Origin of the sequence: Streptomyces sp. NPDC051064 (assembly GCF_044455985.1) — a bacterium.
GTDB lineage: Bacteria > Actinomycetota > Actinomycetes > Streptomycetales > Streptomycetaceae > Streptomyces.
The window spans coordinates 422,858-448,179 of record NZ_JBITFK010000002.1; the positions used below are offsets into that span (position 1 = coordinate 422,858).

General features: G+C 70.0%; 24 protein-coding genes. 15 read left to right on the top strand and 9 right to left on the bottom strand.

Annotated features, from left to right (window positions below; translation table 11 throughout):
- Window positions 1-34: 34 nt before the first annotated feature.
- The 12 genes from ACIBCU_RS08760 to ACIBCU_RS08815 all read left to right on the top strand — a co-directional run bounded on the left by ACIBCU_RS08760 (window position 35) and on the right by ACIBCU_RS08815 (window position 14,431).
- Window positions 35-1,651 (top strand): ADP-ribosyltransferase domain-containing protein, encoded by a 1,617-nt coding sequence (locus tag ACIBCU_RS08760; RefSeq protein ID WP_399230212.1) that lies wholly within the window; start codon window positions 35-37, stop codon window positions 1,649-1,651.
- Window positions 1,652-1,887: 236 nt separating this feature from the next.
- Window positions 1,888-3,015: a hypothetical protein gene (locus tag ACIBCU_RS08765; RefSeq protein ID WP_399230214.1), complete on the top strand. Its 1,128-nt coding sequence runs from the start codon at window positions 1,888-1,890 to the stop codon at window positions 3,013-3,015.
- Window positions 3,016-3,157: 142 nt separating this feature from the next.
- Window positions 3,158-3,592, top strand: a complete 435-nt coding sequence (locus ACIBCU_RS08770; RefSeq protein WP_399230216.1) for an ester cyclase — start codon at window positions 3,158-3,160, stop codon at window positions 3,590-3,592.
- Window positions 3,593-4,107: 515 nt separating this feature from the next.
- Entirely contained in the window at window positions 4,108-5,091 is a 984-nt protein-coding gene (locus tag ACIBCU_RS08775) for a MarR family transcriptional regulator (protein ID WP_399230218.1), read from the top strand.
- Window positions 5,092-5,255: 164 nt separating this feature from the next.
- Window positions 5,256-6,470, top strand: coding sequence for an amidohydrolase (locus tag ACIBCU_RS08780; protein WP_399230220.1), 1,215 nt, complete (start codon window positions 5,256-5,258; stop codon window positions 6,468-6,470).
- Window positions 6,471-6,677: 207 nt separating this feature from the next.
- Complete coding sequence (locus ACIBCU_RS08785) at window positions 6,678-7,727, top strand: BMP family ABC transporter substrate-binding protein (RefSeq protein WP_362935550.1); 1,050 nt, start codon at window positions 6,678-6,680, stop codon at window positions 7,725-7,727.
- 239 nt (window positions 7,728-7,966) lie between these two features.
- A complete protein-coding gene (locus tag ACIBCU_RS08790; RefSeq protein WP_362935597.1) occupies window positions 7,967-9,550 on the top strand; it encodes an ABC transporter ATP-binding protein in 1,584 nt (527 codons plus the stop codon).
- Window positions 9,550-10,668 carry an ABC transporter permease gene (locus tag ACIBCU_RS08795; RefSeq protein ID WP_399230223.1) on the top strand — a complete coding sequence of 373 codons (1,119 nt, stop codon included), beginning with the start codon at window positions 9,550-9,552 and terminating at the stop codon, window positions 10,666-10,668. The genes ACIBCU_RS08790 and ACIBCU_RS08795 overlap by 1 nt, the downstream gene beginning before the upstream one ends.
- Window positions 10,665-11,930 (top strand): ABC transporter permease, encoded by a 1,266-nt coding sequence (locus ACIBCU_RS08800; protein ID WP_362935556.1) that lies wholly within the window; start codon window positions 10,665-10,667, stop codon window positions 11,928-11,930. Before ACIBCU_RS08795 ends, ACIBCU_RS08800 begins: the two co-directional genes overlap by 4 nt.
- Entirely contained in the window at window positions 11,927-12,325 is a 399-nt protein-coding gene (locus ACIBCU_RS08805) for a cytidine deaminase (RefSeq protein ID WP_362935559.1), read from the top strand. Before ACIBCU_RS08800 ends, ACIBCU_RS08805 begins: the two co-directional genes overlap by 4 nt.
- Window positions 12,326-12,464: 139 nt before the next feature.
- Complete coding sequence (locus tag ACIBCU_RS08810) at window positions 12,465-13,742, top strand: thymidine phosphorylase (RefSeq protein WP_362935562.1); 1,278 nt, start codon at window positions 12,465-12,467, stop codon at window positions 13,740-13,742.
- A 344-nt stretch (window positions 13,743-14,086) separates the two neighbouring features.
- Window positions 14,087-14,431 carry an STAS domain-containing protein gene (locus ACIBCU_RS08815; protein WP_399230226.1) on the top strand — a complete coding sequence of 115 codons (345 nt, stop codon included), beginning with the start codon at window positions 14,087-14,089 and terminating at the stop codon, window positions 14,429-14,431.
- Between the two features lie 120 nt (window positions 14,432-14,551).
- Here ACIBCU_RS08815 and ACIBCU_RS08820 read toward each other — a convergent pair whose 3' ends face one another.
- From ACIBCU_RS08820 to ACIBCU_RS08830, 3 genes are all read right to left on the bottom strand, one after another.
- Complete coding sequence (locus ACIBCU_RS08820; protein WP_399230228.1) at window positions 14,552-15,544, bottom strand: sigma-70 family RNA polymerase sigma factor; 993 nt, start codon at window positions 15,542-15,544, stop codon at window positions 14,552-14,554.
- 97 nt (window positions 15,545-15,641) lie between these two features.
- Window positions 15,642-16,358, bottom strand: a complete 717-nt coding sequence (locus ACIBCU_RS08825) for a L,D-transpeptidase family protein (RefSeq protein WP_399230230.1) — start codon at window positions 16,356-16,358, stop codon at window positions 15,642-15,644.
- A gap of 90 nt (window positions 16,359-16,448) precedes the next feature.
- Window positions 16,449-17,756: an MFS transporter gene (locus tag ACIBCU_RS08830; RefSeq protein WP_399230232.1), complete on the bottom strand. Its 1,308-nt coding sequence runs from the start codon at window positions 17,754-17,756 to the stop codon at window positions 16,449-16,451.
- A gap of 62 nt (window positions 17,757-17,818) precedes the next feature.
- Between ACIBCU_RS08830 and ACIBCU_RS08835 the strand changes: the two genes are divergently transcribed.
- Window positions 17,819-18,772: a LysR family transcriptional regulator gene (locus ACIBCU_RS08835; protein WP_362935580.1), complete on the top strand. Its 954-nt coding sequence runs from the start codon at window positions 17,819-17,821 to the stop codon at window positions 18,770-18,772.
- Between the two features lie 16 nt (window positions 18,773-18,788).
- Here the strand turns inward: ACIBCU_RS08835 and ACIBCU_RS08840 are convergent, their stop codons facing one another.
- Window positions 18,789-19,535, bottom strand: coding sequence for an alpha/beta hydrolase (locus tag ACIBCU_RS08840; protein WP_399230234.1), 747 nt, complete (start codon window positions 19,533-19,535; stop codon window positions 18,789-18,791).
- A gap of 103 nt (window positions 19,536-19,638) precedes the next feature.
- On the opposite strand from ACIBCU_RS08840, the gene ACIBCU_RS08845 reads away from it, so the two are divergent.
- Complete coding sequence (locus ACIBCU_RS08845; RefSeq protein ID WP_362935586.1) at window positions 19,639-20,793, top strand: adenosine deaminase; 1,155 nt, start codon at window positions 19,639-19,641, stop codon at window positions 20,791-20,793.
- A 134-nt stretch (window positions 20,794-20,927) separates the two neighbouring features.
- Complete coding sequence (locus ACIBCU_RS08850) at window positions 20,928-21,224, top strand: hypothetical protein (RefSeq protein ID WP_362935589.1); 297 nt, start codon at window positions 20,928-20,930, stop codon at window positions 21,222-21,224.
- 76 nt (window positions 21,225-21,300) lie between these two features.
- Here ACIBCU_RS08850 and ACIBCU_RS08855 read toward each other — a convergent pair whose 3' ends face one another.
- The 5 genes from ACIBCU_RS08855 to afsQ1 form a co-directional block, all read right to left on the bottom strand.
- Window positions 21,301-21,504, bottom strand: a complete 204-nt coding sequence (locus ACIBCU_RS08855; RefSeq protein WP_104788518.1) for a PspC domain-containing protein — start codon at window positions 21,502-21,504, stop codon at window positions 21,301-21,303.
- Window positions 21,505-21,595: 91 nt separating this feature from the next.
- Window positions 21,596-22,171, bottom strand: a complete 576-nt coding sequence (locus ACIBCU_RS08860; protein ID WP_362935600.1) for a VanZ family protein — start codon at window positions 22,169-22,171, stop codon at window positions 21,596-21,598.
- A 176-nt stretch (window positions 22,172-22,347) separates the two neighbouring features.
- Window positions 22,348-22,992 carry a hypothetical protein gene (locus tag ACIBCU_RS08865; RefSeq protein ID WP_399230238.1) on the bottom strand — a complete coding sequence of 215 codons (645 nt, stop codon included), beginning with the start codon at window positions 22,990-22,992 and terminating at the stop codon, window positions 22,348-22,350.
- Window positions 22,989-24,512, bottom strand: a complete 1,524-nt coding sequence (locus ACIBCU_RS08870) for an ATP-binding protein (protein ID WP_399230240.1) — start codon at window positions 24,510-24,512, stop codon at window positions 22,989-22,991. Before ACIBCU_RS08870 ends, ACIBCU_RS08865 begins: the two co-directional genes overlap by 4 nt.
- Window positions 24,509-25,186 carry a two-component system response regulator AfsQ1 gene (afsQ1, locus tag ACIBCU_RS08875; RefSeq protein ID WP_176724363.1) on the bottom strand — a complete coding sequence of 226 codons (678 nt, stop codon included), beginning with the start codon at window positions 25,184-25,186 and terminating at the stop codon, window positions 24,509-24,511. The genes ACIBCU_RS08870 and afsQ1 overlap by 4 nt, the downstream gene beginning before the upstream one ends.
- Between the last annotated feature and the right edge of the window lie 136 nt (window positions 25,187-25,322).

Sequence of the window (25,322 nt, forward strand, 5' to 3'; positions counted from 1 at the left end):
TCAGCACGGACCGACACCGCGGAGCGCCTTCACCATGAGCGATGCCAACACCCCGGCCCAGCCCGACCCGAGCGACCCGCTGGCTCTCGCCGATCTGTTCAAGGGCGGCGGCGAACCATGGCTTCCGCTGCTGAAGCCGGTCATCGAGTCGCACGCGGACGCCGCGGAGTTCATCGGCCCTGCCCGCGGGCCGGGGGTCGTCCCGGTGCGCGAGCTGACCTTCCAGGCGCTCAAGCCGAATCCGCCGCACAAGTGGAAGGTCGTCGTCTTCGGCCAGAACCCTTATCCCAGGCCCGAGAGCGCCACCGGTATCGCGATGTTCGACAACACCTTCCACGACTGGAAGGACAGCCAGTTCGGCCGGGTCGTCAGCATCCGCTGCATCATCAAGGCGGCGGCGATGTGGAAGTACGGCATACCGAAGAAGACCCCGATCGCCGACGTGCGCGCGCTGCTGAAGAAGCAGGACACCGTCCAGCCGCCCGAGTGGTTCCAGGCGATGCTCACACAGGGCGTTCTGCTGCTCAACGCGGCTCTCACCGCCAGCAGCGACGGCGCGATGGCCACCGATCAGCACACCAGGTTCTGGCGCCCTGCGGTCGAGCGGATCGTCGAGGAGATCCTCAAGGCCAAGCAGAACGCCGAGGAGGAGGACCGCTACGTCGTCTTCGCCTGGTGGGGCGCTCACGCCCGCAGCCTGAAGAACGTCGTCCTCCGGCTGCAGAAGAGATATCCGGACGTCGAGGTCCGGCACATCGACCACCCCAACCCCGCCGCGCAGGGCGACATCTTCTGCGAGGGCGAGCACTTCGGGACGGTCAACGCCGCGCTCACCTCCCTCGGCGCCGACGAGATCGACTGGCTGCCCAGCAAGGGGTGGAACACGGCCGCGGAGGGGCCCGGGGGAGAGGACGACGGGGTCGCGGACCGCATGGGCGCGTTCATAGCGTCCACCATGGAGCTGCATCAGCTGTATCTGGAGCGGCTCGCGAGCGTCAAGGACGAAGGGCTCGTCCTGCCGGCGATCAACGGTGTCTTCGACACCCCGCTCCTCGACTTCCAGGAGGCCGTCAGCCCGGTCGCGTCCTTGCTCGCCGGCATCGGCCGGCACGTCGAGCAGTCGCACGAATTCGGTAAGAGGCGCGCGGACGAGGCGGCCGGTGAGCTGTCCGCCGACGCGATCGCCGCCCTCCACCTCTACACCTGCGAGTCCGCGTTCTACCGGGAGATCAACGCGGTCCTGCGCTCCCCGGACCGGGCGAAGGTCGTCCCGTACCTCCCCTACCTGCGGCTGCTGTTCTCGGCGGTCTCCCGCCTCCCCGCCCACACGAAGCCGTTGTGGCGCGGAGTCTCGCTGGACCTCCGTGCGCAGTACCCCCTCGGCCGGACGGTGACCTGGTGGGGCGTCTCCTCGTGCACGTCCGAGGTCGGCGTCGCCCGGTCGTTCCTCGGCAGCCGTGGCAAGCGGACGCTCTTCGAGGTGACCCCTGCCAGGGCCGTGGGCATCCGCCGCTTCTCCGCCTTCACGGGGGAGGAGGAGTTCATCCTGTCACCCGGCACGCAGCTGAAGGTGACGGGTGTGAAGGCCGAGCGCGGCGGCCTGTGCACCGTGAAGCTGACGGAGTTGGAGGAGCAGACCCTCGTGTCCTGAACAGCGCGGGCGGGTAATCCCGTCGCCTGGACGCGTCGACGAGTCTGCTTGCGGATGTCCGGCTCCGCCGATGCCGGCACGCACGCCGCCGGCCCGAGGCTCATGCCACGCACCTGCGTGGCGGACACCGCTCAGGGCCCGTTCCTTCGGGACACTGTCCATGGTCGTCGCCGAGCTTGCGCGGCGAGGTCCGTGTGGCCGGTCGGCACCGGCCCCGCCTGACAGAGGGACAGGGCATGGTCACACGCAGAGGATTCATCGACGGAATGTCGGCCGCTGGTGCCGCGACACTCCTCGGTATCACCCCGCCGGCCGCCGCCACTTCGCTCGCGGACGCGACGGCGGCGGACACCGAGCTGAAGGCCCGCGACGCGATGCGAGCCACCAACGTCGGTATGCGGTCGAGTTATGCCGCACTCAAATCCGCACTGATCAGCCGGCTGAGTCCTGTGATCGTCGTCCAGAACGATGCCACGGGCGGCAGGTTCACCCTGATCCAACAGGGCAGCGAACGGGAATCCGTCAGCCCGGTGCCCGAGCTGTTCGAGCTGGCGAAGTCGATCAGCCATGTACCTCAGGGGATCTTCTCGATCATCGCCGCCTACTTGAGCGACAAGGTGTCCCCTGTCCCCAACGCCGACCGCATCGACCCCCACGACCTGGACATGGTCGCGTTCGAAGGGCCCCGGGCGGAGGGCTGGATCAGCCCACTCCGGGACTACGCCGCCACACTCGGTTCTGCCCGCCGACAGCTCGGGAAAGCCGATCTGCCGAAGGAGTTGGAGATCTCCTGCGGGAAGATCCTCGACGAAGCACTCACGTTCATCGGTGATTCCGTGATGAACAAGACGTTCGACATGGCGTCGTTCGAGGAGTTCTCGGGCAGGACGTACCCCAGTATCCGCATGAACATGAAGTTCGCGGCTGCGGCGCAGATCTCCGGTGTGGAAGGTCTCATGCGCGAGTGGCGGCTCAAGATCGGCGAGGAGGCATGGAAGGACCTGTACACGGTCGTGCTCTCGATCTGGACGACGTCCGAACTCAATCAGGCTTCGATCATCATCAGACGATGCATGAATCCGGCGAAGGTCGCCACTCACCTGATCGACCTGCCGACCGTCGAAGTTCCTCGGGACCCGATCTTCGTCGCTCTGGACAACCTGGCCCGGATCGTTCAGGACAATGTCTCAGCAGAGATGGTCTTCCCCACCGATCCGCTGGTCGCGGACGCCTTCAAGGGCAAGGAGGACTTGCTCTCCGTCGAAATCCTGCATCAGACCGGGGTGACGGCGGGGGCACCCACTGCCTCTCGCCCGGCGGGCGCGTCCGGTTGTCCGGTTCGGGAGGGGAAGGCCTGGAGCTGATCGGCTGGCGCATGGCTGCTTTCGGGTGATCGCACACAGAAGCCCGGCGCGGCGGCAGTGTCGCCCCGTGGCCGGGCGGGTCATGCTTCCGGTCGTCCACGCCGGTCCTCCGGCGGTGCAACTCCACGCGCAGAGGAGCCCGGTGTCGAGCGAAGAGAACAAGAGGTTGGTTCGCCGCTTCTACGCGGAGATCGACAAGGGCAACGTGGAGGCCATGGACGATCTCGTGGCCGAGGACTACGTGGACCACTCCCCGCCACCGTTTCCAGGACTCGGGTCCGGTCGCGAGGGGCTCAAACAGGCGTTCCGCCTCTTCTGGGAGGCCACTCCCGGAACCCATGAGATCGAAGACCAGATCGCGGAGGGCGACAAAGTGGTGACCCGGATGACGGCCCGTGGAGTGCATGAAAGGGATCTTCCCGGTATTTCCGCCACCGGTAACCAGCTCACGATGACGGCGACGGTGATGCACCGCATCGAGAACGGCAGGCTCGCCGAGAAGTGGTCGGACAAGGACCTTCTCGGTTTCCTCCAGCAGCTCGGCGTCATCCCGACACCCGGCGGGACGCCGGGATAGTCCTGGCGGCACCTCGCCCTTGAGGGCCGCCAGGCAGGCTGCCGGATGGGGCGAACCTTGCCTGATGCGGCACCAGGCGACAGCCGCATGCTGCCGGTGCGCTGTGAAGCGGTCCACCGTGCGTTTGCGTCAGGCCCGACTGGCCGAGTCCCGGGCCCGAAGCTCGGCCCCCGAAGCTCGACCCCCGGGGCTCGGGCTTCGAGCGCCGGGATCGGGCGGTTCACTCGTTCGGGTGTACGCAGGCGGGTGCGGGCCCGAAGCTCGAGCTTCGGGATCCGGGGGCCGGGCTTCGAGGGCCGGGGCCCGAGACGTGTAGTCAACCGGTAGGGAAAGAAGGGTTGGGGGAAACACCTCCCACCCTCCCGGACCCGTCACGGCCAGCAAGTATGACTAATCGTGACCAGCTTGCGGCACAACGTCACGAGTGCTTACGGTGCCCACAACTGAACGACCCCGACGTGGTGTTGGTCGCACCGTGCCGGGGTCTCACCCAAGATCGACAAGGACCCGATCTCGTGGCTACCCAGCACATTAACTCCGCCCTGCGCGCCCCCGCACCCTCCTCCCGTCCGTACGCGAAGGCCAACCCTGGCTACGGCAAGCGCTCCACGCCGGACCAACGCCCGCCCCGGCCCGACGATTTCGCCCTGCTGCCGGAGCGCGAGCGGTACGTCGCCGGATATGTCGACCACCTGCCCGACGGCGCGGCGATGGACATCAAGTCCCTGGCCAAGTCCCTTCCGCTGTACGGGCAGATGGCCGTCGGCAGCGCGCTGAGGGCCTTGGCGGTCGCCGGGCACCTGCGCCATGTGCGGTGCCCCGCAGACGCCGGTGGCGGCCGGATCCGCTGGATCACCCGCACCTACTGGTCCCGTACCGCCCGCGACAACGAGTGGTGGGTTACGTTCCTCGGCGGCGCCCCGGCCGCCCCCGCCGTACCGCAGCACCCGGCCGCCCCCGCCGTACCGCAGCAGCGGACCCAGGAGCCCGAACCGGCACCCGCGCCGGAGGAGGCCCCGCAGGACACCCCGGGCGACGCCCGCTCGCCCGCCTATCTCGCCCTCGCCCGGCTCGGCCGTGCCGACGCCCGTCTCGCCCTCTCCGCCGCCGACTGCGCCGCGCTGGAGGAGGCAGCCGCCGCCTGGCTCGCGCGAGGCGTGGACGCCGAGTACCTGGTCCGGGCGCTCACGGCAGGGCTTCCGGCGGCCGTCGAATCGCCGGTGGGGCTCGTCAGGCGCCGACTCCGGGACAAGCTCCCGCCGCTGCCGCCCACCGCCGCCCCGGCCTCCGCGACGGGCATGCCCGAACACCGCCCGATGGTCGAGTGCACGGAGTGCGGCGCACCGGGCCGCCCGGAAGCGCTCCCCGACGGCCTCTGCCGCTCCTGCCGCACCCCTGGCCCGTCCCGAACCGACACCATGGCCACTCCCGCGCCGCCCGCCGAGCGCGATGTCGCGGCGTATGTGGGAACCCTCCGTGACCTGCTCAAGCTGCCATGAGTGCGGGGACCTCGCGCAGCCTCGCGGCCGGAGTGGCGAATGGGAGAGCATACCCACCTCAACCGCTCGTCACACGCCGCAACACCGCTTTTTGTTCCCCTGAGCGGCTGAACTTTTGTCGATCAGCGGCCAGTTGTGGGTACCAGGGGCCTACCCTTGACTGGGTGAACCAGTTGAAGTCCCGCGCGCCCCACGCCGAGGCCGTCCTGCCCGGCGCCCTGCCCGACGACCTGCGTGCCGAGCTCATCGCCTTCCGCCGTGATCTGCACATGCATCCGGAGCTCGGCAACCAGGAGTTCCGTACCACCGCGGCCATCAAGGCGAGGCTCGAGAAGGCCGGCCTGGAGCCGCAGGTGCTGCCCGGTGGCACGGGACTCGTCTGTGACGTCGGGGAGTGGGACGGCGTGACGCCGATGCTGGCGCTCCGGGGCGACATCGACGCGCTGCCCATCCCGGACACCAAGGCGGAGGTCTCCTACCGGTCCACCGTGCCCGACCGTGCGCACGCCTGCGGGCACGACGTCCACACGAGCTGTGTCCTGGGCGCGGGACTCGTGCTGAGCGACCTGGACCGGCAGGGGCTGCTGCCCCGCCCGGTGCGGCTGCTGTTCCAGCCCGCCGAGGAGGTGCTTCCCGGCGGCGCGGCCGACGCGGTGGCGGCCGGGGTGCTGGAAGGCGTGGGGCGGATCATCGGGGTGCACTGCGACCCGAAGGTGGACGTGGGCAGGATCGGGCTCCGGATCGGGCCGATCACCTCCGCCTGCGACCGCGTGGAGATCTCCCTCGACGGACCCGGCGGACACACCGCCCGGCCGCACCTCACCACGGACCTGGTCACCGCCGCGGCCCGGGTGGCCACCGACGTGCCCGCGCTGCTCGCCAGGCGCGTCGACGCACGCGCCGGGCTCGCGCTCACCTGGGGCCGGCTGCAGACCGGCCACGCGCCCAACGTCATCCCGCAGCACGCCGAGCTGTCCGGGACGGTCCGCTGCCTCGATCTGGAGAGCTGGCGCCAGGCACCCGACCTTGTGCACGCGGCGATCGACGAGGTGGCCGGAATGCACCGGGCCAAGACGGTGATCGACTACGTCCGGGGTGTGCCGCCCGTGGTGAACGAGGCGGAGACGATCGGCCTTCTCGACGCCGCGATGACCATCCGCCGCGGATCGTATGCGATCGAGGACACCGAGCAGAGCCTGGGCGGCGAGGACTTCTCCTGGTACCTGGAGAAGATCCCCGGCGCCATGGCGAGGCTCGGTGTCCGGACGCCGGGTGACACCCGTGGCCTGGACCTGCACCGCGGCAACTTCGACGTGGACGAGGAGGCCATCACGGTCGGCGTGGAGCTGTTCACCGCCGCGGCGTTGCTGGACGCCTGACCCGTGGCCCGGCCCGCGAGCGGCTGTCCGTCGTGCGGCCACGTGTCACCTTCGGGTGGTCGCTCGTAACCGGACAGGACACCTCCTGTTCGCGACGATCCGATAACGGCTTCCGTACAGGTCCTTATCTGACATCTACGCGCGTTACGATCGCCGCGAAACCAGCGCCGGAAGAGGCGCTTCGGTCAGGTTTGAAGGAGCCTTCCCTTGCGCCGGATCACCAGGATTGCCACCGTGGGCGTCATGTCCGCGGCACTCGCGCTCAGCGTCACGGCGTGTGGCGAGTCTTCCTCCTCGAGCAGCAGTTCCGACTCCAAGGCCGACAAGACGGCCATCGCCTATGACATCGGTGGCCGCGGCGACCAGTCGTTCAACGACGCCGCCTACGCCGGTCTGGCCCGGGCCGAGAAGGACCTCGGCGTCAAGGGCACCGAGGCCGAGCCGTCGGACGGCGAAGCGGACGCCGACAAGGTGCAGCGCCTCACGGCACTGGCCCGCGCCGGCAACAACCCGGTGATCGGCGTCGGCTTCGCCTACGCCCCCGCCATCAAGAAGGTCGCGCCGAAGTTCCCGAAGATCACCTTCGGCATCATCGACGACGCGTCGGTGACCGGCGAGAACATCGCCAACATCGTCTTCAACGAGGAGCAGGGCTCCTACCTCGCGGGTGTCGCTGCCGCCAAGGTCACCAAGACCAAGACGGTCGGCTTCATCGGTGGTGTCGAGACCCCGCTGATCAAGAAGTTCCAGGCGGGCTTCGAGCAGGGTGTCAAGGAGACCGACCCCTCGGTCAAGGTCGTCCCGCAGTACCTGACGCAGCCGCCGAACTTCGACGGCTTCTCCAAGCCCGACCTCGGCAAGGCCGCCGCCCAGGGGCAGCTCGACAAGGGCGCCGACGTGGTCTACTCGGCAGCCGGTCTGGCCGGTTCCGGTGCGATCGAGGCCGTCTCCAAGGCCGGCAAGTGGAACATCGGCGTCGACTCCGACCAGTACAAGCAGGCGGGTCTGGCCGACTACAAGGAGTCGATCCTGACCTCGGTCACCAAGGACGTCGAGGACTCCGTCTTCAACCTGATCAAGTCCGTCCAGGACGGCAAGCCGCAGTCCGGTGAGGTCCGCTACGGCCTCGACAAGGACGGCGTCGGCCTGGCCATGTCCAATCCGGCCTTCACCAAGATGACCGATGTCGTCGCCGCCGTGGACAAGGCGAAGAAGGACATCATCGACGGCAAGATCACCGTCAAGACCGCCCCGTAACGATCCCGGTCGTCACGCTGGTTTCCCGTGGGCCCGGAGCGCGTACCGTCGCCGCTCCGGGCCCGTGGGGTGCTCGTCCAGGAAGTTGTGCCCTTCGCAGTGCCCTGCTCGCACAGGTCCGGAACCCGGTGTTCGGACCGTGCCGTGCGCCTACGCTTTACGATTCGGCAGCGCTACGCGTGTAGACGGTCCTCTGGCGCGATAACTTCACCCCGCCCCCTGCCTCTGTGCTCCCGCTCCTGTCCGGCCAAGGAGAGTGCGTCATCAACGCGTCCAGCAGTCCCCCTGCCGTAGAACTGCACGGCATCACCAAGCGCTTCCCCGGCGTCGTGGCCAACCACGACATCGGCATCACCGTACGCAAGGGAACGGTCCACGCCCTCGTCGGTGAGAACGGCGCCGGTAAGTCCACTCTGATGAAGATCCTCTACGGCATGCAGAAGCCGGACGAGGGCACCATCGCCGTGGACGGCGAGCAGGTCTCGTTCGGCAACCCCGGTGACGCCATCGCGCGTGGAATCGGCATGGTCCACCAGCACTTCATGCTCGCCGACAACTTCACCGTCCTGGAGAACGTCGTCCTGGGCGGCGAGAAGCTGCACGGTATCGGCTCCGCCGCACGCAAGAAGATCAAGGAGATCTCCGACGCGTACGGTCTGGGGGTCAGGCCCGACGCGCTCGTCGAGGACCTCGGAGTCGCCGACCGCCAGCGTGTGGAGATCCTCAAGGTCCTCTACCGCGGCGCCCGCATCCTCATCCTGGACGAGCCGACCGCCGTGCTGGTCCCGCAGGAGGTCGACGCGCTCTTCGCGAACCTCCGCGAGCTCAAGGCCGAGGGACTCACCGTCATCTTCATCTCGCACAAGCTCGGCGAGGTCCTCTCCGTCGCCGACGAGATCACCGTGATCCGGCGTGGTACGACGGTGGGCACCGCCGACCCCGCGAACACCACCTCCAAGCAGCTCGCCGAGCTGATGGTCGGCAGCGAGCTCCCCTCGCCGGAGACCCGCGAGTCCACGGTGACGGACGTGCCGATGCTGCGCGTCGAGGGCCTCTCCCTCAGCGTGACGGACCCGGACGGCGTCGTGCGTGACGTCCTGTCCGATGTGGGATTCACGATCCACAAGGGTGAGGTCCTGGGCATCGCGGGCGTCGAGGGGAACGGGCAGACCGAACTGATCGAGACGCTCGTCGGCATGCGGACCCCGGACAGCGGAGTCATCACGCTGGACACCGACGACATCTCCCGCCTCCCCACGCGCAAGAGGCGCGAGGGCGGCATCGGCTACATCCCCGAGGACCGCCACCGCCACGGGGTGCTGCTGGACTCCCCGCTCTGGGAGAACCGCATCCTCGGCCACGTCACCGAGAAGCCCAACAGCAAGGGCTGGCTGCTGGACCCGAAGGCGGCACGCGCCGACACGGAGCGGATCGTGCGTGAGTACGACGTCCGCACCCCGGGCATCGAGGTCACCGCCGCCTCCCTCTCCGGCGGCAACCAGCAGAAGCTGATCGTCGGCCGCGAGATGAGCCACGACCCGAAGCTCCTGATCGCCGCCCACCCCACCCGCGGGGTGGACGTCGGCGCACAGGCGCAGATCTGGGACCAGATCCGCGAGGCGCGTCGCGAAGGGCTGGCGGTCCTGCTGATCTCGGCGGACCTGGATGAGCTCATCGGGCTCTCCGACACTCTGCGCGTCATGTTCCGCGGGCAGCTGGTCGCTGACGCCGACCCCGCCACCATCACACCCGAGGAACTGGGCTCGGCCATGACCGGTGCCGCCGCCGGTCACCTCGAAGCAGCACCGGAGGACGAGGCCTGATGAGGAAATTCGACAAGGACCGGCTGATCCTGGGCTTCGCCGGCCCGGTGCTCGCCCTGGTCGTGGCCTTCGTGCTCAGCACCCTGGTGCTGCTCGTCTCCGACCGCGACCCCTTCGAGCTGTACCGACTGCTGTTCGAGCAGGTGTCGTACAGCGACGTACAGGTCCTGATCATCAACCAGGCCGGAACGTACTACCTCGCCGCTCTCGCGGTCGCGGTCGGCTTCCGCATGAACCTCTTCAACATCGGGGTCGACGGGCAGTACCGCCTCGCGGCGATGATGGCAGCCCTCGTCGGCGCCAGCGTCAGCCTCCCCGGGCCGCTCCAGATCGCGCTGATCGTCGTCGTGGCGATGCTCGTGGGCGCTTTCTGGGCCGGCATCGCCGGCATCCTGAGGACCACGCGAGGCGTGAGCGAAGTCGTCTCGACGATCATGCTCAACTCCATCTCGACCTCGCTGATCGCCTGGCTGATCCTGCCGAAGAACTTCGGTGAGCAGGCTGCGGGATCCAACAACCTGACGACGGGTGACATCCCGGATTCCGGCTGGTTCCCGGGCCTTACCCTGAGCCCCGACGCCGGCGAGATCTACGGTTTCACCTTCGTCGCCGTCGGCTGCGGCCTCGTCTACTGGCTCGTCCTGAACCGCACCCGCTTCGGCTTCGACCTCCGCGCCACCGGCGCCAGCGAGAGCGCCGCCCAGGCCTCCGGTGTGGACGCCAAGAAGATGATCCTGACCTCGATGCTGATCTCCGGTGCGATCGCCGGCCTCGTCGGGATGCCGACGCTGCTGGGCGACACCCACACCTACAGCCTCGACTTCCCTGTGGGCCTCGGCTTCACCGGCATCACGATCGCTCTGCTCGGCCGCAACCACCCGGTGGGCATCGCGCTCAGCGCGCTGCTCATCGCGTTCCTGGACAAGGCGTCGTCCCCTCTCGACCAGTTCGGCTTCGAGAAGGAGATCGCCACGATCATGCAGGGCCTGATCGTGATCTCGGTCGTCGTCAGCTACGAACTCGTCCGGCGTTACGGGACCCGTCGCCAGCAGCAGAAGGTCGGCGAGGAACTCGCCGCCGGCCACGCCCTCACCACCGAGAAGGAGGCGGCCCTGTGAGCACCAGCAAAGTCTCCGCCGCACGCGTCGCCGCCCCCAAGGGCGGCGGACGGCGCAAGCTGTCCCTGCCCGTCGTCCTCCTGATCATCGCCGGTGCGCTCGCCCTCGTCTCGCTGGTGCGCCTCATCAGCGGCGCGAACGACGTGACCTCCGTGGGCCAGGTGAGCGGCGCCCTCGAACTCGCGGTCCCGATCGGCCTGGCCGGTCTCGGCGGACTCTGGGCCGAGCGGGCCGGTGTCGTCAACATCGGCCTCGAGGGCATGATGATCCTCGGCACGTGGTTCGGCGCCTGGGCCGGTTTCCAGTGGGGCCCGTGGGCGGGCGTCCTCTTCGGCATCATCGGTGGCGCGCTCGGCGGACTGCTCCACGCGGTCATCACCGTCACCTTCGGCGTGAACCACATCGTCTCCGGTGTGGCCATCAACATCCTCGCCGTCGGCGTCACCCGCTACCTCTCCAACTTCACCTTCGCCGACGAGCCCGGCGGATCCTCCAAGCAGTCCCCGCGCCTGGAGGAGATCGACAAGATCACCATCCCAGGGCTGTCGGACTGGATGCAGGACCTGCAACAACACCACTGGTTCTTCGTCTCCGACCTCGCCGGCATCATCGGCGGCCTGGTCACCGGGCTGTCGCTGCTCACCGTCGTCGCCCTGCTGCTCATCCCCGTCACCTGGTTCGTGCTGTGGCGCACGGCCTTCGGTCTGCGTCTCCGCTCCTGCGGCGAGAGCCCGGTGGCGGCCGAGACCCTCGGCGTCAACGTCTACAAGTACAAGTACATCGCTGTGACGATCTCCGGCGGTCTGGCCGGGCTCGGTGGTGCGTTCCTGGCCATCGTCGCCACCAGCATCTACCAGGAGGGCCAGACGGGCGGCCGCGGCTACATCGGTCTCGCCGCGATGATCTTCGGCAACTGGATGCCGGGCGGCATGGCGCTGGGCGCGGGACTCTTCGGCTTCACCGACAGCCTCAAGCTCCGCGGCGGCGCCGAGAACGTCCACGCCATGCTGCTGCTCCTGGCGATCCTGCTGGTGATCGTCGTGTTCTGGCAGCTGTACCGGAAGAAGTACCTGACCGCGCTCATCTCGGCGGTCATCTCGGCCGTGCTGTTCACCTGGTACTTCCTGACGGACCAGGTCCCGAGCCAGTTCGTGGACGCCGCGCCGTACGTCACGACGCTGCTGGTGCTCGCCCTGTCCGCGCAGCGGTTGCGCATGCCCAAGGCGGACGGCGTGCCGTACCGCAAGGGCGAGGGCAAGTGACGACCCCCCCGCCCGTCGACTGGGACGCGCTCCGCGAGGCCGCCCGGGACGCGATGTCCCGGGCGTACGCCCCGTATTCGGGCTACCCGGTCGGTGTGGCCGCCCTCGTCGACGACGGCCGCATGATCACCGGGTGCAACGTCGAGAACGCCTCGTACGGCATCAGCCTGTGCGCCGAGTGCGGGCTGGTCTCGCAGCTGGCCGCCACGGGCGGCGGCCGACTGACCCACTTCACCTGCGTGGACGGCACGGGCGCCGCGCTCGTGCCGTGCGGGCGGTGCAGGCAGTTGCTGTACGAGTTCGGGGGGCCCGGCCTCGTCCTGGAGACGCCGGACGGCCTCCGTACGCTCGACGAGATGCTGCCGCAGGCCTTCGGGCCGCAGCACCTGGGGTAGTGCCCCGCCGCCGCTCCTTTCCTCCCCGGCGGGCCCGACCGGCCCGCCGGGGGAACGCGGCGGCGGAACGTTCCCTCTCTATGCGCGTAGAGTCAGCAGGACTCTCGCCCACCCATCCGGCCGGAAGGACTCCCATCCCATGGACGCCATCTCCGTCATCCGCACCAAGCGGGACCGAGGCGAGCTCAGTCCCGAGCAGATCGACTGGGTCATCGACGCGTACACCCGCGGCGAGGTCGCCGACGAGCAGATGTCCGCGCTGGCCATGGCGATCCTGCTCAACGGCATGAACCGCACCGAGATCGCCCGCTGGACCGCCGCGATGATCGCCTCAGGCGAGCGCATGGACTTCGGCGCGCTCTCCCGCCCCACCACCGACAAGCACTCCACCGGCGGCGTCGGCGACAAGATCACCCTGCCGCTCGCCCCGCTGGTCGCCGCCTGCGGGGCGGCCGTGCCGCAGCTCAGTGGCCGGGGCCTCGGCCACACCGGCGGAACCCTCGACAAGCTGGAGTCCATCCCCGGCTGGCGCGCCCATCTCTCCAACGCCGAGATGCTGGACGTCCTGGACACCACCGGCGCCGTGATCTGCGCGGCCGGCGACGGGCTCGCCCCCGCCGACAAGAAGCTGTACGCGCTGCGCGACGTCACCGGCACCGTCGAGGCGATCCCGCTGATCGCCAGCTCGATCATGTCCAAGAAGATCGCCGAGGGCACCGGGGCGCTCGTCCTGGACGTCAAGGTTGGCTCCGGCGCCTTCATGAAGACGATCGAGGACGCCCGCGAACTGGCCTCCACCATGGTCGCGCTGGGCACCGACAGTGGCGTACGGACCGTGGCGCTGCTCACCGACATGGCGACCCCGCTCGGCCTCACCGCCGGGAACGCCCTGGAGGTGCGCGAGTCCGTCGAGGTCCTGGCCGGGGGCGGCCCGAAGGACGTGATCGACCTGACCCTGGCCCTCGCGCGCGAGATGCTCGACGCCGCCGGACTCAAGGACGCCGACCCGGAGAAGGCCCTGGCCGACGGCTCCGCCATGGACGTCTGGCGCCGCATGATCTCCGCCCAGGGCGGCGACCCGGACGCCGGTCTCCCCGTCGCCCGCGAGCAGCACGTGATCAGCGCCCCGTCCTCGGGCGTGCTGACCCGCCTCGACGCGTACGACGTCGGCGTCGCCGCCTGGCGCCTCGGCGCGGGCCGTGCGCGCAAGGAGGACCCGGTGCAGGCCGGCGCGGGCATCGAGTTGCACGCCAAGCCGGGGGACACGGTGACCGAGGGCCAGCCGCTGCTGACCCTGCACACGGACACCCCCGAGAAGTTCGAGTACGCGCTGAAGGCACTTCCCGGCTCGTACGACATCGCCCCCTCGGGCACGCCCTTCACCGCCACGCCGGTGGTGCGGGAACGTATCGCCTGACCTGCGGCTTTCCCTTTCGGGTGAACGGGACCGGTGGACCACCATCGGTCCCGTTCGGCATGCTGGGATCGGTGACGCACCGACAGGAGGAGACGTCATGAGCGCTGTCGATCCCGGGCCGGGCCGCGGCCAGGACTGGGACGACCTCGCGGTCGCGTCCGGGCCCGGCAATCGCGTACCGGCGGAGGATGTCCGGCTCGTCGTGGAGATCACCTCACCGGCCAACGCCAACCACGACCGCATCGGCAAGGCGCGCGGGTATGCGGGCCGGTGTCGAGCCGTTCAAGCTGGACCTGGACACCGGGGCATTCCCTGTCAGCTGAGTCACACGTGCGCGGGCGCCGATGAGTTTCGGGCGTCCCGCCGGTCTCCCTGGTGTGGATGCCATGACCCCGAACGCCCTCGTCATCACCGGCCGCGTCACCCGGGCCGATGTGCCGGGCCTCTGCGCCCGGCTGGAGACGCTGCTGAGCGGCGCCCCGGAGGCCGTAGTGGTGGACTGCGACGTGGGCGGTGTGGTGCGCCCGGACCTGGCCCTGGTCGAGGCCGTCGCCCGGCTGGGGCTCGTCGCACGCCGGGCCGGGGGCGTCGAGCTGCGGCTGCGCAACGTCCCGGCCGAACTCGGGGCGCTGCTGGACCTGGTGGGGCTCGGTGACGTGGTGGGCAACGTCCGGGCGGTCCCGGAGTGATCGGCACTCAGCGCACGGGGCGCGGCCCCGCCGTGGCGGACGGCTCGCCCAGCCACAGCGTCGCCGCCCAGCCACCCGCCACCAGCAGGGCCCAGCCGATCACCACAGGACGTCTCACACTCACGCGGCGTCGTCCAGGTGGTCCGGCAGCCCGAACAGCGGGAACCAGCGCGGGGTGTCCAGGAAGCAGTGCATCCCGGTGATGGCACCGTCCGAGATGTCGATGACCTGCACGGCCCACGGGACGAACCCCGGTCCGTCCGGATTCGGCTTGTAGTGTGCGAAGGCCGGGGACCCGTTGGCCTCGGTCGCCACCAGCCGGGAACCCGCGCAGCTCGCGCCGATGCTGAGCATGAAGCCCGTGATGTCGTCGTGCCCCTGGAGCCAGAGGTCGAACGGCGGCATGGTCATCACGGCGTCCTCATGGAGCAGCGCCGTCAGCGCCGCCATGTCGTAACCCTCGAAGGCCGCCACATAGCGGTCCAGCAGCTTGCGCTGCTCGTCGTCCAGCGGATTCGCGGTGTCCGGTGCCGTGGTCTCCGTGTCGGACAGCGTCGCCCGGGCGCGCTGCAGGGCGCTGTTGACCGAGGCGACGGAGGTGTCGAGCAGCTCGGCGACCTCGCTCGCCTTCCACGCCAGGACCTCGCGCAGGATCAGCACCGCACGCTGCTTGGGCGGCAGATGCTGGAGCGCGGCGACGAACGCGAGGCGCACCGACTCACGGGCCACGGCCGCCTCCGCCGGGTCGGCCACCGAGGGCAGGATGCGCCCGTCCGGCATCGGCTCCAGCCAGGTGTTCTCCGGGAGAGGATTCAGCGCGGCCTGGGCCAGCGGTGTCCGGCCGGTCAGGTCCACCGGCCTGGCCCGCTTGTTGCCCGCGTTCAGCATGTCGAGGCAGACGTTCGTCGCGATGCGGTACAGCCAGGAGCGAAGGGAGGAACGGCCCTCGAACTTGTCGAAGTTGCGCCAGGCGCGCACCAACGTGTCCTGGACCGCGTCCTCCGCCTCGAAGGCCGAGCCGAGCATCCGGTAGCAGTAACCGGTCAGCTCGACCCGGTGTCCCTCCAGACGGCTGTCGATGTCCGTGTCCGCTGTCGTTGTCTGATCACTCACCGCTTCACCCCTGTTGCGCTGTGACACCGCTCACCCGGCACTGTGGAAGCTACCGCAGGGCACTGACAACCGGGGCGGGAAGCGTGGAAACCGCTGCTCAGGTGCCGGGCTTGCGTCCGTAGACGAAGACGTCGTCGCCGTTCTTCAGCAGGTTCCAGTATGACTTCGCGTCCGCGGGGCGCATGTTGACGCAGCCCGCCGACCCGGGGTTGTTGTACATGGACTTGGTGACCGAGTGGAACGCCTGCCCGCCGTCGAAGAACTGGGCGTACGGCATGCGGACGTCGTAGAGCGTCGACCAGTGGTCGATGTTGCGCCAGTAGATCTTCTTGGCACCGGTCCGGGTCTCGTCGCCGTTACGGCCCGTGCGCACCGGTACCGGGCCGAACTTCAGCTTGGACCCGTCCTGGATCCAGCTCAGCTGCCTGGTCAGGTCCACGCAGGCGATGCGCCCCTTGTTCGTGGGGCACTTCTTCGCCTTGTTCGGGGTCTTGCCCGCAGCCTTCTGAGCGGTGATCGTCTTCATCGTGCGCCAGGTGACCGGCCCCGCGTACCCGATGTTCGGGGTGATGCCCTTGTCGGTCTGGAACGAGCGGATCGCCTTGCAGTCGGCCGCCGACTGCCGGCCGTCGGCCGTCCGCCCCAGCCACTTCTCGACCTGTTTCTGGTACGGCCCGGTGGAGGCCGTGCAGGACGCCGCCTGGGCGGCCGTACCCGTGCCCAGGACCAGGGCCGGCGCGGCCACCAGCCCGGCGACGGACAGGACGGCCCCGCGCCGCACCCGTACGCCGCGTATGTTCCCCATGATCGTCATGTACGCCTGCTCCCCTTCGCGTTCGCCCGCGGTGTGTGACTCCGCTTGTTGGACGTGCGTCGGGGAGCAGCGGTTGTGCGGCGGCAGGTCTCAGTTGCGTACAGGCGCCGGAGACCCGGCGCGGAGCCGCTCGGTCCGGGCCGCGCGGCTCCCGAAGAGGGTGATCGACAGGACGCCGAGGACCGCCAGGACGCCCAGCACGACCGTGCCGGCCCAGCCTCCGGCGTGGAACGCGACGGCACCGAGCGTGCCGCCCGCGCTGGAGCCCAGGTAGTACGCGGACTGGTAGAGCGCCGAAGCCTGGGCGCGGCCCGAGGTCGCCGTACGGCTCACCGAGGACGAGGCGACCGCGTGCCCGGCGAAGAAGCCTGCCGTGATCAGGACGAGGCCGGCCAGGACGGCGGCCAGCTGATCGGCCAGGGAGACCAGCAGACCCATGGCCGTCGTGGAGACGGCGAGGTAGAGCGCGCCCCGGCGGCCCAGCCGGGCGACCAGCCGGCCCGCGGCGGCGGAGGAGACCGTACCGACGAGGTAGACGAGGAAGATCGAGCCGACGATGCCCTGCGGGAGGCTGAAGGGCTCCTCGACGAGCCGGTAGCCGATCACGGTGTAGACCGCGCCGAACACCGTCATGAACAGGGCGCCGATCGCGTACAGCCTGCGCAGCAGCGGGTCGGAGAGGTGGCCGGTGACGGTCTTCGCCAGGGCCTTCGGGTTGAGCGAGGCGGGGCTGAAGTGCCGGGCCTTGGGGATCATGAAGTGGAAGACCACCGCGCAGGCCACCGCGAGCAGCCCGATCGCGCCGAGCGCCACCCGCCAGCCCCACAGCTGGGCGACCCAGCCGGAGAGGATGCGGCCGCTCATGCCGCCGATGCTGTTGCCAGCCACGAACAGTCCGATCGCGGCCACCAACGCCTTGGGCCGCACCTCCTCGGCCAGGTAGGCCATCGCGGAGGCGGGCAGCCCTGCCAGGGCGGCGCCCTGGATCGCGCGCAGCGCGATCAGCCAGCCGAGCGACGGGGCGAAGGGCACGAGCAGCCCGACCACCACGGCGACCGACAGCGAGGCCGTCATCATCTGGCGCCGCCCGAAGCGCTCGGAGAGCGCGCTCAGCGGCAGGACACAGAGGGCCAGGGCACCCGTCGCCGCGGAGACCGTCCAGCTCGCCTGGCCCGCCGTCGCGCCGAAGGACGCGGAGACGGCGGGCAGCAGGGCCTGGGTGGAGTAGAGGAGGGCGAAGGTCGCGATCCCCGCCGCGAAGAGCGCGAAGCTCATCCGGCGGTAGCCGGGACCGCCGGGAGTGAGGCGGTCCGGGACGGTCGGGGAGACGGTGGCGGTGGATGACGGAACGGCGGCGTCCAGCACGATGGTGGACGCCCCGGTACTGGCAGGAGGCATGCCCCGAACGTAGACCGCACGGTTTCATGCGTCCAATGCATGAAACCCTCATAATCGTTCCCATGGTGCATCAATACAGCTCACAGCCGCGGCTGTCACCGAGCAGTTACGAAGAAGACATCCGGGCCGTGCTCGCGCCACGCCTCGCGTACTTCGAGGCGGTGGCCCGCCACGAGCACGTCACCCGTGCCGCGCACGAGCTCGGTGTCCCGCAGTCGACGCTGTCGCGGGCCATGGTGAGGCTGGAGCAGGACCTGGGCGTCGCCCTGTTCGCCCGCAGGGGCCGCACCGTCTCGCTCACCCCCGCGGGCCGCACCTTCCTCGGCTCCGCCGAACGCGCGCTGGCGGAGGTGGAGAAGGCCGCCGACTCGGTGCGCGCCGACGCCGACCCCACGGCGGGCAAGGTCGCCTTCGGCTTCCTCCACACCATGGGCTCCGAGACGGTGCCGGCCCTGATCCGCGCCTTCCGCGCCGACCACCCCCGGGTCCGCTTCCAGCTCGTCCAGAACTACGGCGAGGCCATGATCGACCGTCTGCGGGCGGGCGGCCTCGACCTCTGCCTCACCTCGCCCGTCCCCGACGCCCCGGACCTCGTCGCCATGCGCCTGGACGAGCAGCGGCTCCGCCTGGTCGTCCCCGACGACCACCGGCTTGCAGGGCGCCGGCGCATCCGCCTCGCCGAGGCCGCCGACGAAGCGTTCGTCACCCTGGAACCCGGTTACGGGCTGCGGCGGATCACGGACGACCTCTGCGCCGAGGCGGGCTTCACCCCGCGCGTCGCGTTCGAGGGCGAGGAGGCGGAGACCCTGCGCGGCCTGGTCGCGGCCGGGCTCGGGGTGGCGCTGCTGCCGCCGCCCGCCGTCGCCCGGCCCGGCGTGGTCGAGCTGACGGTCACCGCCCCGCGCGCGGCCCGCGAGATCGGGGTCGCCTGGCTGGACGGCCACCCCGACACGCCGCCGGTGGCAGCCTTCAAGCGCTTCCTGCTCTCGCGCCGGGGAAGCCTGCTGCCGGACTGAGCCCGTCAGCAGGCGCTCAGTGCCGCAGCGACCGCCCGAACCCCGCAGCGAGCGGCATCCGCAGCCCCAGCGGCGGCGGAGCGGCGAAGGCGTCGGCGACCGGGCGCGCGTACGACCGGGCGAAGAGCGAGCCCCGTATGAAGTCCGAAGCCAGCGCCATCACTTCGGACCGGTGCTGGCGCAGGGCGTGCCCGTCCGAGTGGACCTCGAAGCGGCAGGTGTCCCGGTTGGCCTTCTTGGCCCGCTCGGCCAGCCGGTAGGACAGCTCCGGATCCGTCCGCGCGTCGTTCGTGCCGTGGACGATCAGCACCCGGCGACCCGCCAGGTGTTTCACCGGTTCGGTGCCCTCCGTAAGCCAGGGTGCCATCGCCAGCGCGGAGTTGACGGCCGTGTGCCCGGCGCCGCGCAGCGCGGCCCGGCCCCCCATGCCGTGCCCCACGAGGCACACGGGGATGTCGCCGTAGCGGCGTACGACCTCGTCGGCCGCCCAGTGGGCGTCGGCCGCCGGATCCGCGTCGGTGTTCCACCCCCGGGTGCGGTAGCGCACGACGTGCACCGCGAGTCCGTCGTCCTGGCCGGCGCGGGCCAGCGTCCGGGCGAACGGCAGCTGTGCCGCGTACGAGAAGGTGGACGGACGGCGCCGTGAATCGGTCTCGCCGTCCGGGAGCAGCAGGACCACGCCGCTGACCTCGGGTGCTGCTCCGGCCGTGAGGACGGCCCGTCCCAGCCTGGCGGCAGGCAGGGGAAGTGCGCGCTGTGCCATGACAGAACAGTGTCAGAAGGGCAGGTGTATTCCACCTGGCTTCGCGGTCACTGTTACGCATCGACGGCCAGCGCTCTACGCGCGTAGGCGCTACAGTGCCCCAATGACGAGCCAGACCCTGAACGTCCCCGGTCCCGACCAGATCCGCCGCGCGCCCAAGGTGCTCCTCCACGATCATCTCGACGGCGGCCTGCGCCCCGGCACCGTCGCAGAGCTGGCGCGGGAGCAGGGCTACGACGCCCTCCCCGAGACCGAGCCCGACAAGCTCGGCCTCTGGTTCCGCGAGGCCGCCGACTCCGGTTCGCTGGAGCGCTACCTGGAGACGTTCGCCCACACCTGCGCCGTCATGCAGACCCGTGACGCGCTGTTCCGGGTGGCCATGGAGTGCGCCGAGGACCTCGCCGAGGACGGAGTCGTCTACGCCGAGGTGCGGTACGCGCCCGAGCAGCATCTCACCGAGGGTCTGTCCCTCGAAGAGGTCGTCGAGGCGGTCAACGAGGGTTTCCGCGAGGGTGAGCGCCGGGCCCGTGCAGCCGGCCACCGCATCCGCGTCGGCGCCCTCCTCACCGCCATGCGGCACGCCGCACGCGCGCTGGAGATCGCCGAACTCGCCAACCGCTACCGCGACCTGGGCGTCGTCGGCTTCGACATCGCGGGCGCCGAGGCGGGCTACCCGCCCACCCGCCACCTGGACGCCTTCGAGTACCTCAAGCGCGAGAACAACCACTTCACCATCCACGCGGGCGAGGCCTTCGGGCTGCCCTCGATCTGGCAGGCACTGCAGTGGTGCGGCGCCGACCGGCTCGGCCACGGTGTCCGCATCATCGACGACATCGACATCGCCGACGACGGCAGCGTGACGCTCGGCCGCCTCGCCTCCTACGTACGCGACAAGCGCATTCCGCTGGAGCTCTGCCCGACCTCCAACCTCCAGACCGGTGCCGCGGCCTCGTACGCCGACCACCCCATCGGGCTGCTGCGAAAGCTGCATTTCCGCGCCACCGTGAACACGGACAACCGGCTGATGAGCGGGACGAGCATGAGCCGGGAATTCGAGCGGCTGACCGAGACTTTCGGATACACGCTCGACGACATGCAGTGGTTCACAGTCAATGCGATGAAATCAGCGTTCATTCCTTTCGATGAACGTCTGGCGATGATCAATGACGTCGTCAAGCCCGGATATGCGGAACTCAAATCCGAGTGGCTCTTCCGTCAGACGGCTGTGACCAGTGCTTCTTCATCCGTCGCGGGCTGAGTAAAGCAAAAACGGAACGGCCGGGATCGCGAGATCCCGGCCGTTTTCCGTGTCCCGGCATGTTTGCGGGACGGGTGCGGAGCTGACTACGTTGCAGAGCCGCTCACATCCCCTTCCCCAAGGATGAATTTCACATGAAGCAGTCTGCTGTCAGGACCCTCGGTGTCGCAGCCCTCGGTGCCGCTTTCGCCGCCGCCGGCGCGGGCAGCGCCTCGGCTGTCGCCGTGCCCGTCGACTCCCTGGCCGGCGCCCTGCCCGCCGATGTCGCGCTCGACTCCGTCACCGACGCGCTGCCCGCCGTGCAGAAGGCGGCCGGCGGTCTGCTCGACCAGCAGCAGCGTGGCAGCGGCAACCTCTCGGCCCCCGGCACCAACCTGCTCGGCGGTCTGCCCGCCGGCGGCCTGACCGGCGTCCTGCCGATCGGCGGCTGAATCACCGCACACGCAGGTGGGGCGCACACCCGGTCCGGGTGTGCGCCCCACAGCTTTCTCCCCGTGGTCCCCGCGGTCACCAGGCCGTCGCGGCCGGGCTCTTCTCCGACGGCAGCAGCGCCCAGAGCGCCAGGTAGAGCAGGAACTGGGGGCCGGGGAGCAGACACGACACCAGGAAGATGACGCGCATCGTTCCTGCGGAGGTGCCGAAGCGCCGGGCCAGCGCCGCGCACACCCCACCGATCATGCGTCCCTCACGAGGGCGGACAAGTGCGGCCATGGTGAGCTCCTTCGCGAACCGTTTCGGGGAGCAGCTCCGTCGTGCTCCCGGTACCTCCATAGTGGCTCCGCGGAGGGGACAAAGCATCGCTCTACGGTGCGATGCCGACCCTGGTAATCGTCGGGGTGGGCCCCTGAGGGGCCTCGCCCCGGGACGACCGGGTCCCGTTCCCGATCCGGGACAGGTCACCCGCCCCCGCCCGGTTGCCCCGGCGCAGCCGTGACCGCGACAGCGGGACGACCAGCAGATGGGCCAGTGCGACGCCCGTGGTGTTGAGCAGCAGCGAGTCGACGTCGACGACCTGGCCGGGCACCCCCGTCTGGGCCAGCTCGATGGCCATCGAGATCAGGGCGCCTGTCGCGACCGTACGGGCCAGCGAGGCCCACGGGGAGACGAGCAGCCTGCCGCCGGCCATCGGCAGGAGTATGCCCAGCGGTGCCAGCAGCAGCAGGCCCTCACCGATGCGGCGCACGGCCTCTGCCGTGCCGAGGGCCAGGTCCGCCCTGATGCCGGCGAACGGCTGGAAGTTGGCGGCCGTCATCCAGGGCACGTCCAGCGGGCGCAGCGTCAGCCAGCCGACGAACAGAAGATGCGCGAGGAGGAGGGTTACCCCCGCCGCGCGGAAGCGGATGACGGCCTGGCCGTCCGAACTGTGACGCACGTGCACCAAGACGCCACGACCGGCAGGATCGGTTCCGCCCCCTCCCCTTCAACCCCTGTGACGAGCGGCACGCCCTTCGGGCCGTCGGGTCATCGGGAAATGGGGGACACCCGTACGGGGCACGTCGGGCGCCGTGCGGTCTTCAGTTCCCCGACGACCGGCCGACCCCCGCCGCGCGGAGGTCAGGACAGTTCCAGCGCGCCCAGGGTGGGGACCTCGCCGGGGAGGCTCTTCGTCTCCGAGGTGCACAGGTATCCGCGCGGGGCGTAGTTGCCCGGCCCGCCCAGCAGCACCGAGCCCCCGGAACCGAGCGACTCGCTCTCCGCGTACGAACACACCACCTGCGCGAGCGCCTCCGCCGGAAGGTCGTCCGGCTGCTGGTTGAGGCGCAGCGTGCCCTCCGGGTCCCCCTTGTGGGCCTCGGTGACCCGCAGCCCCGCCGGGACATCGGTGGAGAAGCCGGCGCGCCGCTCATTGGCGTCCGGGTCCCGCTGGAGCTCGCTCAGGAGCGCCTGCGCGACCAGGAGGGGGTCGGAACGCGACTCGTCGACCTCGACCGTGCGCTCGACCGTCACCAGCTGCGAGGCGCAGACCAGGTACACCCGTACGGAGACATTCCCCTGCGGTGGCGCGGTCGCCTCCGCAGACGCCGTACGGCACGGCATCCGGGACGGCGCCGCCCCCGCGTCGACCGGCACCGAGGTGCTGCGGATGCCGCAGCCCGCGGCCAGCGCCGCACAGGCCGCGACGGCGGCCAGCGCGGCGCCGGCCCGGCGCCCGGGCCCGCCCCTGCGCGGTGCGCCGTACGCCCGCTCGCTGCGCGTCACTTGGCGTCGCCCTTCTCGTTCGGGTCCGGGTCGTCCGGCCCCGTCAGCCGCTCCGCGTCCCTCGGGAGCCGCAGCACGAACATCGCGCCCTCGCCGTCCGGCAGATTCGAGGCCGTGATGTCGCCGCCGTGGATGTGCGCGTTCTCCACCGCGATGGAGAGGCCGAGACCGCTGCCCTCGGAGCGCGGGCGGGAGGCGCTCGCCTTGTAGAAGCGGTCGAACACGTGCGGCAGGACCTCTTCGGGGATGCCGGGGCCGTGGTCGCGCACCTCGATGACCAGATCGTCCTCGTCGGTCCGCACGGAGACCCGCACCGGTGACCCGCCGTGCTTGAGGGCGTTGCCGATCAGATTCGCCAGGATCACGTCCAGCCGGCGCGGATCGAGCCGCACCATGATGCCGCGCTCCGCGTCCAGATCGACCGCGTCCAGCCAGGCACGGGCGTCGATGCAGGCGGTCACCTGGTCGGCCACGTCGACCGTGTCCAGCACGAGGCGGGCCGTACCGGCGTCGAAGCGGGTGACCTCCATGAGGTTCTCGACCAGGTCGTTCAGCCGCCGGGTCTCGCTCACCACCAGGTGCACGGCCGGAGCGATCATCGGGTCGAGGCTGTCCGCCTCGTCCTCCAGCACCTCGGCGACCGCCGTGATGGCGGTCAGCGGTGTGCGCAGCTCGTGCGACATGTCGGCGACGAACCTGCGGCTCGACTCCTCCCGGGCGCTCATGTCCGCGACCTTCCTCTCCAGGGAGCTCGCGGCCTTGTTGAACGTATGGGAGAGATCGGCGAGTTCGTCGGTGCCGGAGACGGCCAGACGGGTGTCGAGCTTGCCCTCGCCCAGCTTGCGGGCCGCGTCACCGAGCCGCTGCACCGGCCGCAGCACGGTCGTCGCCGCGGCCTGGGCGAGGAGCGCCGAGCCGACGAGGGCCAGTGCGGTGGCGATCCCCAGGGACCAGGCGAGGGAGTTGAGGTCCTCGCGTTCCTGGTCGAGCGACTTCAGCATGTAACCGGCGGGACCACCGCCGATGATCTTCGTCCCGGCCACCAGGTAAGGCGTGTTGCCGAGGGTCGTGCGCTGCCAGAACAGGTGGTACTCAAAGGTGTTGGCCGACGTCAGCGGCTGCTTCTTGTTCACCTGCTTCTGCAGCGAGGCGGGCACGTCGGCCTTGGTGAAGGAGTCGAGGTCGGACGAGCCTGTGACGGGCTTGCCGTCACGGGTGCCGATCAGCAGCACGTGATAGCCCGGACCGCTGGTGGCCATCTGCTCGGCGGCGTCCCTCAGATCGACCGCCGTGGGCTCCGGCGGCAGCGAGGCCGCGCGGTTCTGCATCTGGCGGCGGAAGTCGCCGAGCGCCGTGTCCTGCGTACGCGTCAGGACGGCCTCACGGTTGAGCCAGTACGCGATGCCGGAGGCGGACACCGCCGCCGTCAGGGCCACCAGCGCGAACACGATCAGGAGCCGAAGCCGCAGGCTGGTCCAGCGAAGACCCGCGCGTATGGAACGCTTCGCGGTATCGCTCACTGAGGCGTGTCCAGCCGGTAGCCCACGCCCCGCACGGTACGGATCAGGGTCGGCGAGGACGGCACGTCCTCCACCTTCGCCCGCAGCCGCTGCACACAGGCGTCCACCAGCCGCGAGTCACCGAGGTAGTCGTGCTCCCACACCAGGCGGAGCAACTGCTGCCGGGACAGGGCCTGTCCGGGCCGGCGGCTCAGCTCCAGCAGGAGCCGCAGCTCGGTCGGCGTGAGCTGCAGGTCCTCCCCGTTCTTCGTGACGGTCATCGCCGAACGGTCGATGACGACACTCCCGAAGGTCGCCGAGTCGGTGGACTCCCTCTCCCCGCGGCGCAGGACCGCGCGGATACGGGCATCGAGCACCCGGCCCTGCACGGGTTTCACGACATAGTCGTCCGCGCCGGACTCCAGTCCCACCACGACGTCGATGTCGTCGCTGCGCGCGGTCAGCAGAATGATCGGCAGCTGGTCGGTACGCCGGATACGCCGGCAGACCTCGAAACCGTCGATCCCGGGCAGCATCACATCCAGCACAACCAGGTCCGGCCGCTGCTCCCGGAGCAGCTCCAGGCCGTCCTCTCCCGTCGCCGCGGTGGCCACACGGTGGCCCTGGCGTGACAGTGAGAGTTCGAGGGCCGTGCGGATGGCGTCATCGTCCTCGATCAGCAACAGGAAAGGCACGGGGGCCATTCTGGCCCATGGTGGTGCCACGTTTCGACAAACCCCCCGACTTGATCCGCCGACTTGGGCCCCGACATGCCCTGTGACAGCTCTGTGACAGTCGGGGGACAGGGTCATGAAACTGCCCCGGCAAGCT

What these genes read in the sequence shown, in the direction of transcription:
- ACIBCU_RS08760 (WP_399230212.1), top strand. Translation starts at nt 35, where the DNA reads ATGAGCGATGCCAACACCCCGGCCCAGCCCGACCCGAGCGACCCGCTG.
- ACIBCU_RS08765 (WP_399230214.1), top strand. Translation starts at nt 1,888, where the DNA reads ATGGTCACACGCAGAGGATTCATCGACGGAATGTCGGCCGCTGGTGCC.
- ACIBCU_RS08795 (WP_399230223.1), top strand. Translation starts at nt 9,550, where the DNA reads ATGAGGAAATTCGACAAGGACCGGCTGATCCTGGGCTTCGCCGGCCCG.
- ACIBCU_RS08810 (WP_362935562.1), top strand. Translation starts at nt 12,465, where the DNA reads ATGGACGCCATCTCCGTCATCCGCACCAAGCGGGACCGAGGCGAGCTC.
- ACIBCU_RS08815 (WP_399230226.1), top strand. Translation starts at nt 14,087, where the DNA reads ATGAGTTTCGGGCGTCCCGCCGGTCTCCCTGGTGTGGATGCCATGACC.
- ACIBCU_RS08825 (WP_399230230.1), bottom strand. Translation starts at nt 16,358, where the DNA reads ATGACGATCATGGGGAACATACGCGGCGTACGGGTGCGGCGCGGGGCC.
- ACIBCU_RS08830 (WP_399230232.1), bottom strand. Translation starts at nt 17,756, where the DNA reads ATGCCTCCTGCCAGTACCGGGGCGTCCACCATCGTGCTGGACGCCGCC.
- ACIBCU_RS08835 (WP_362935580.1), top strand. Translation starts at nt 17,819, where the DNA reads ATGGTGCATCAATACAGCTCACAGCCGCGGCTGTCACCGAGCAGTTAC.
- ACIBCU_RS08840 (WP_399230234.1), bottom strand. Translation starts at nt 19,535, where the DNA reads ATGGCACAGCGCGCACTTCCCCTGCCTGCCGCCAGGCTGGGACGGGCC.
- ACIBCU_RS08845 (WP_362935586.1), top strand. Translation starts at nt 19,639, where the DNA reads ATGACGAGCCAGACCCTGAACGTCCCCGGTCCCGACCAGATCCGCCGC.
- ACIBCU_RS08850 (WP_362935589.1), top strand. Translation starts at nt 20,928, where the DNA reads ATGAAGCAGTCTGCTGTCAGGACCCTCGGTGTCGCAGCCCTCGGTGCC.
- ACIBCU_RS08855 (WP_104788518.1), bottom strand. Translation starts at nt 21,504, where the DNA reads ATGGCCGCACTTGTCCGCCCTCGTGAGGGACGCATGATCGGTGGGGTG.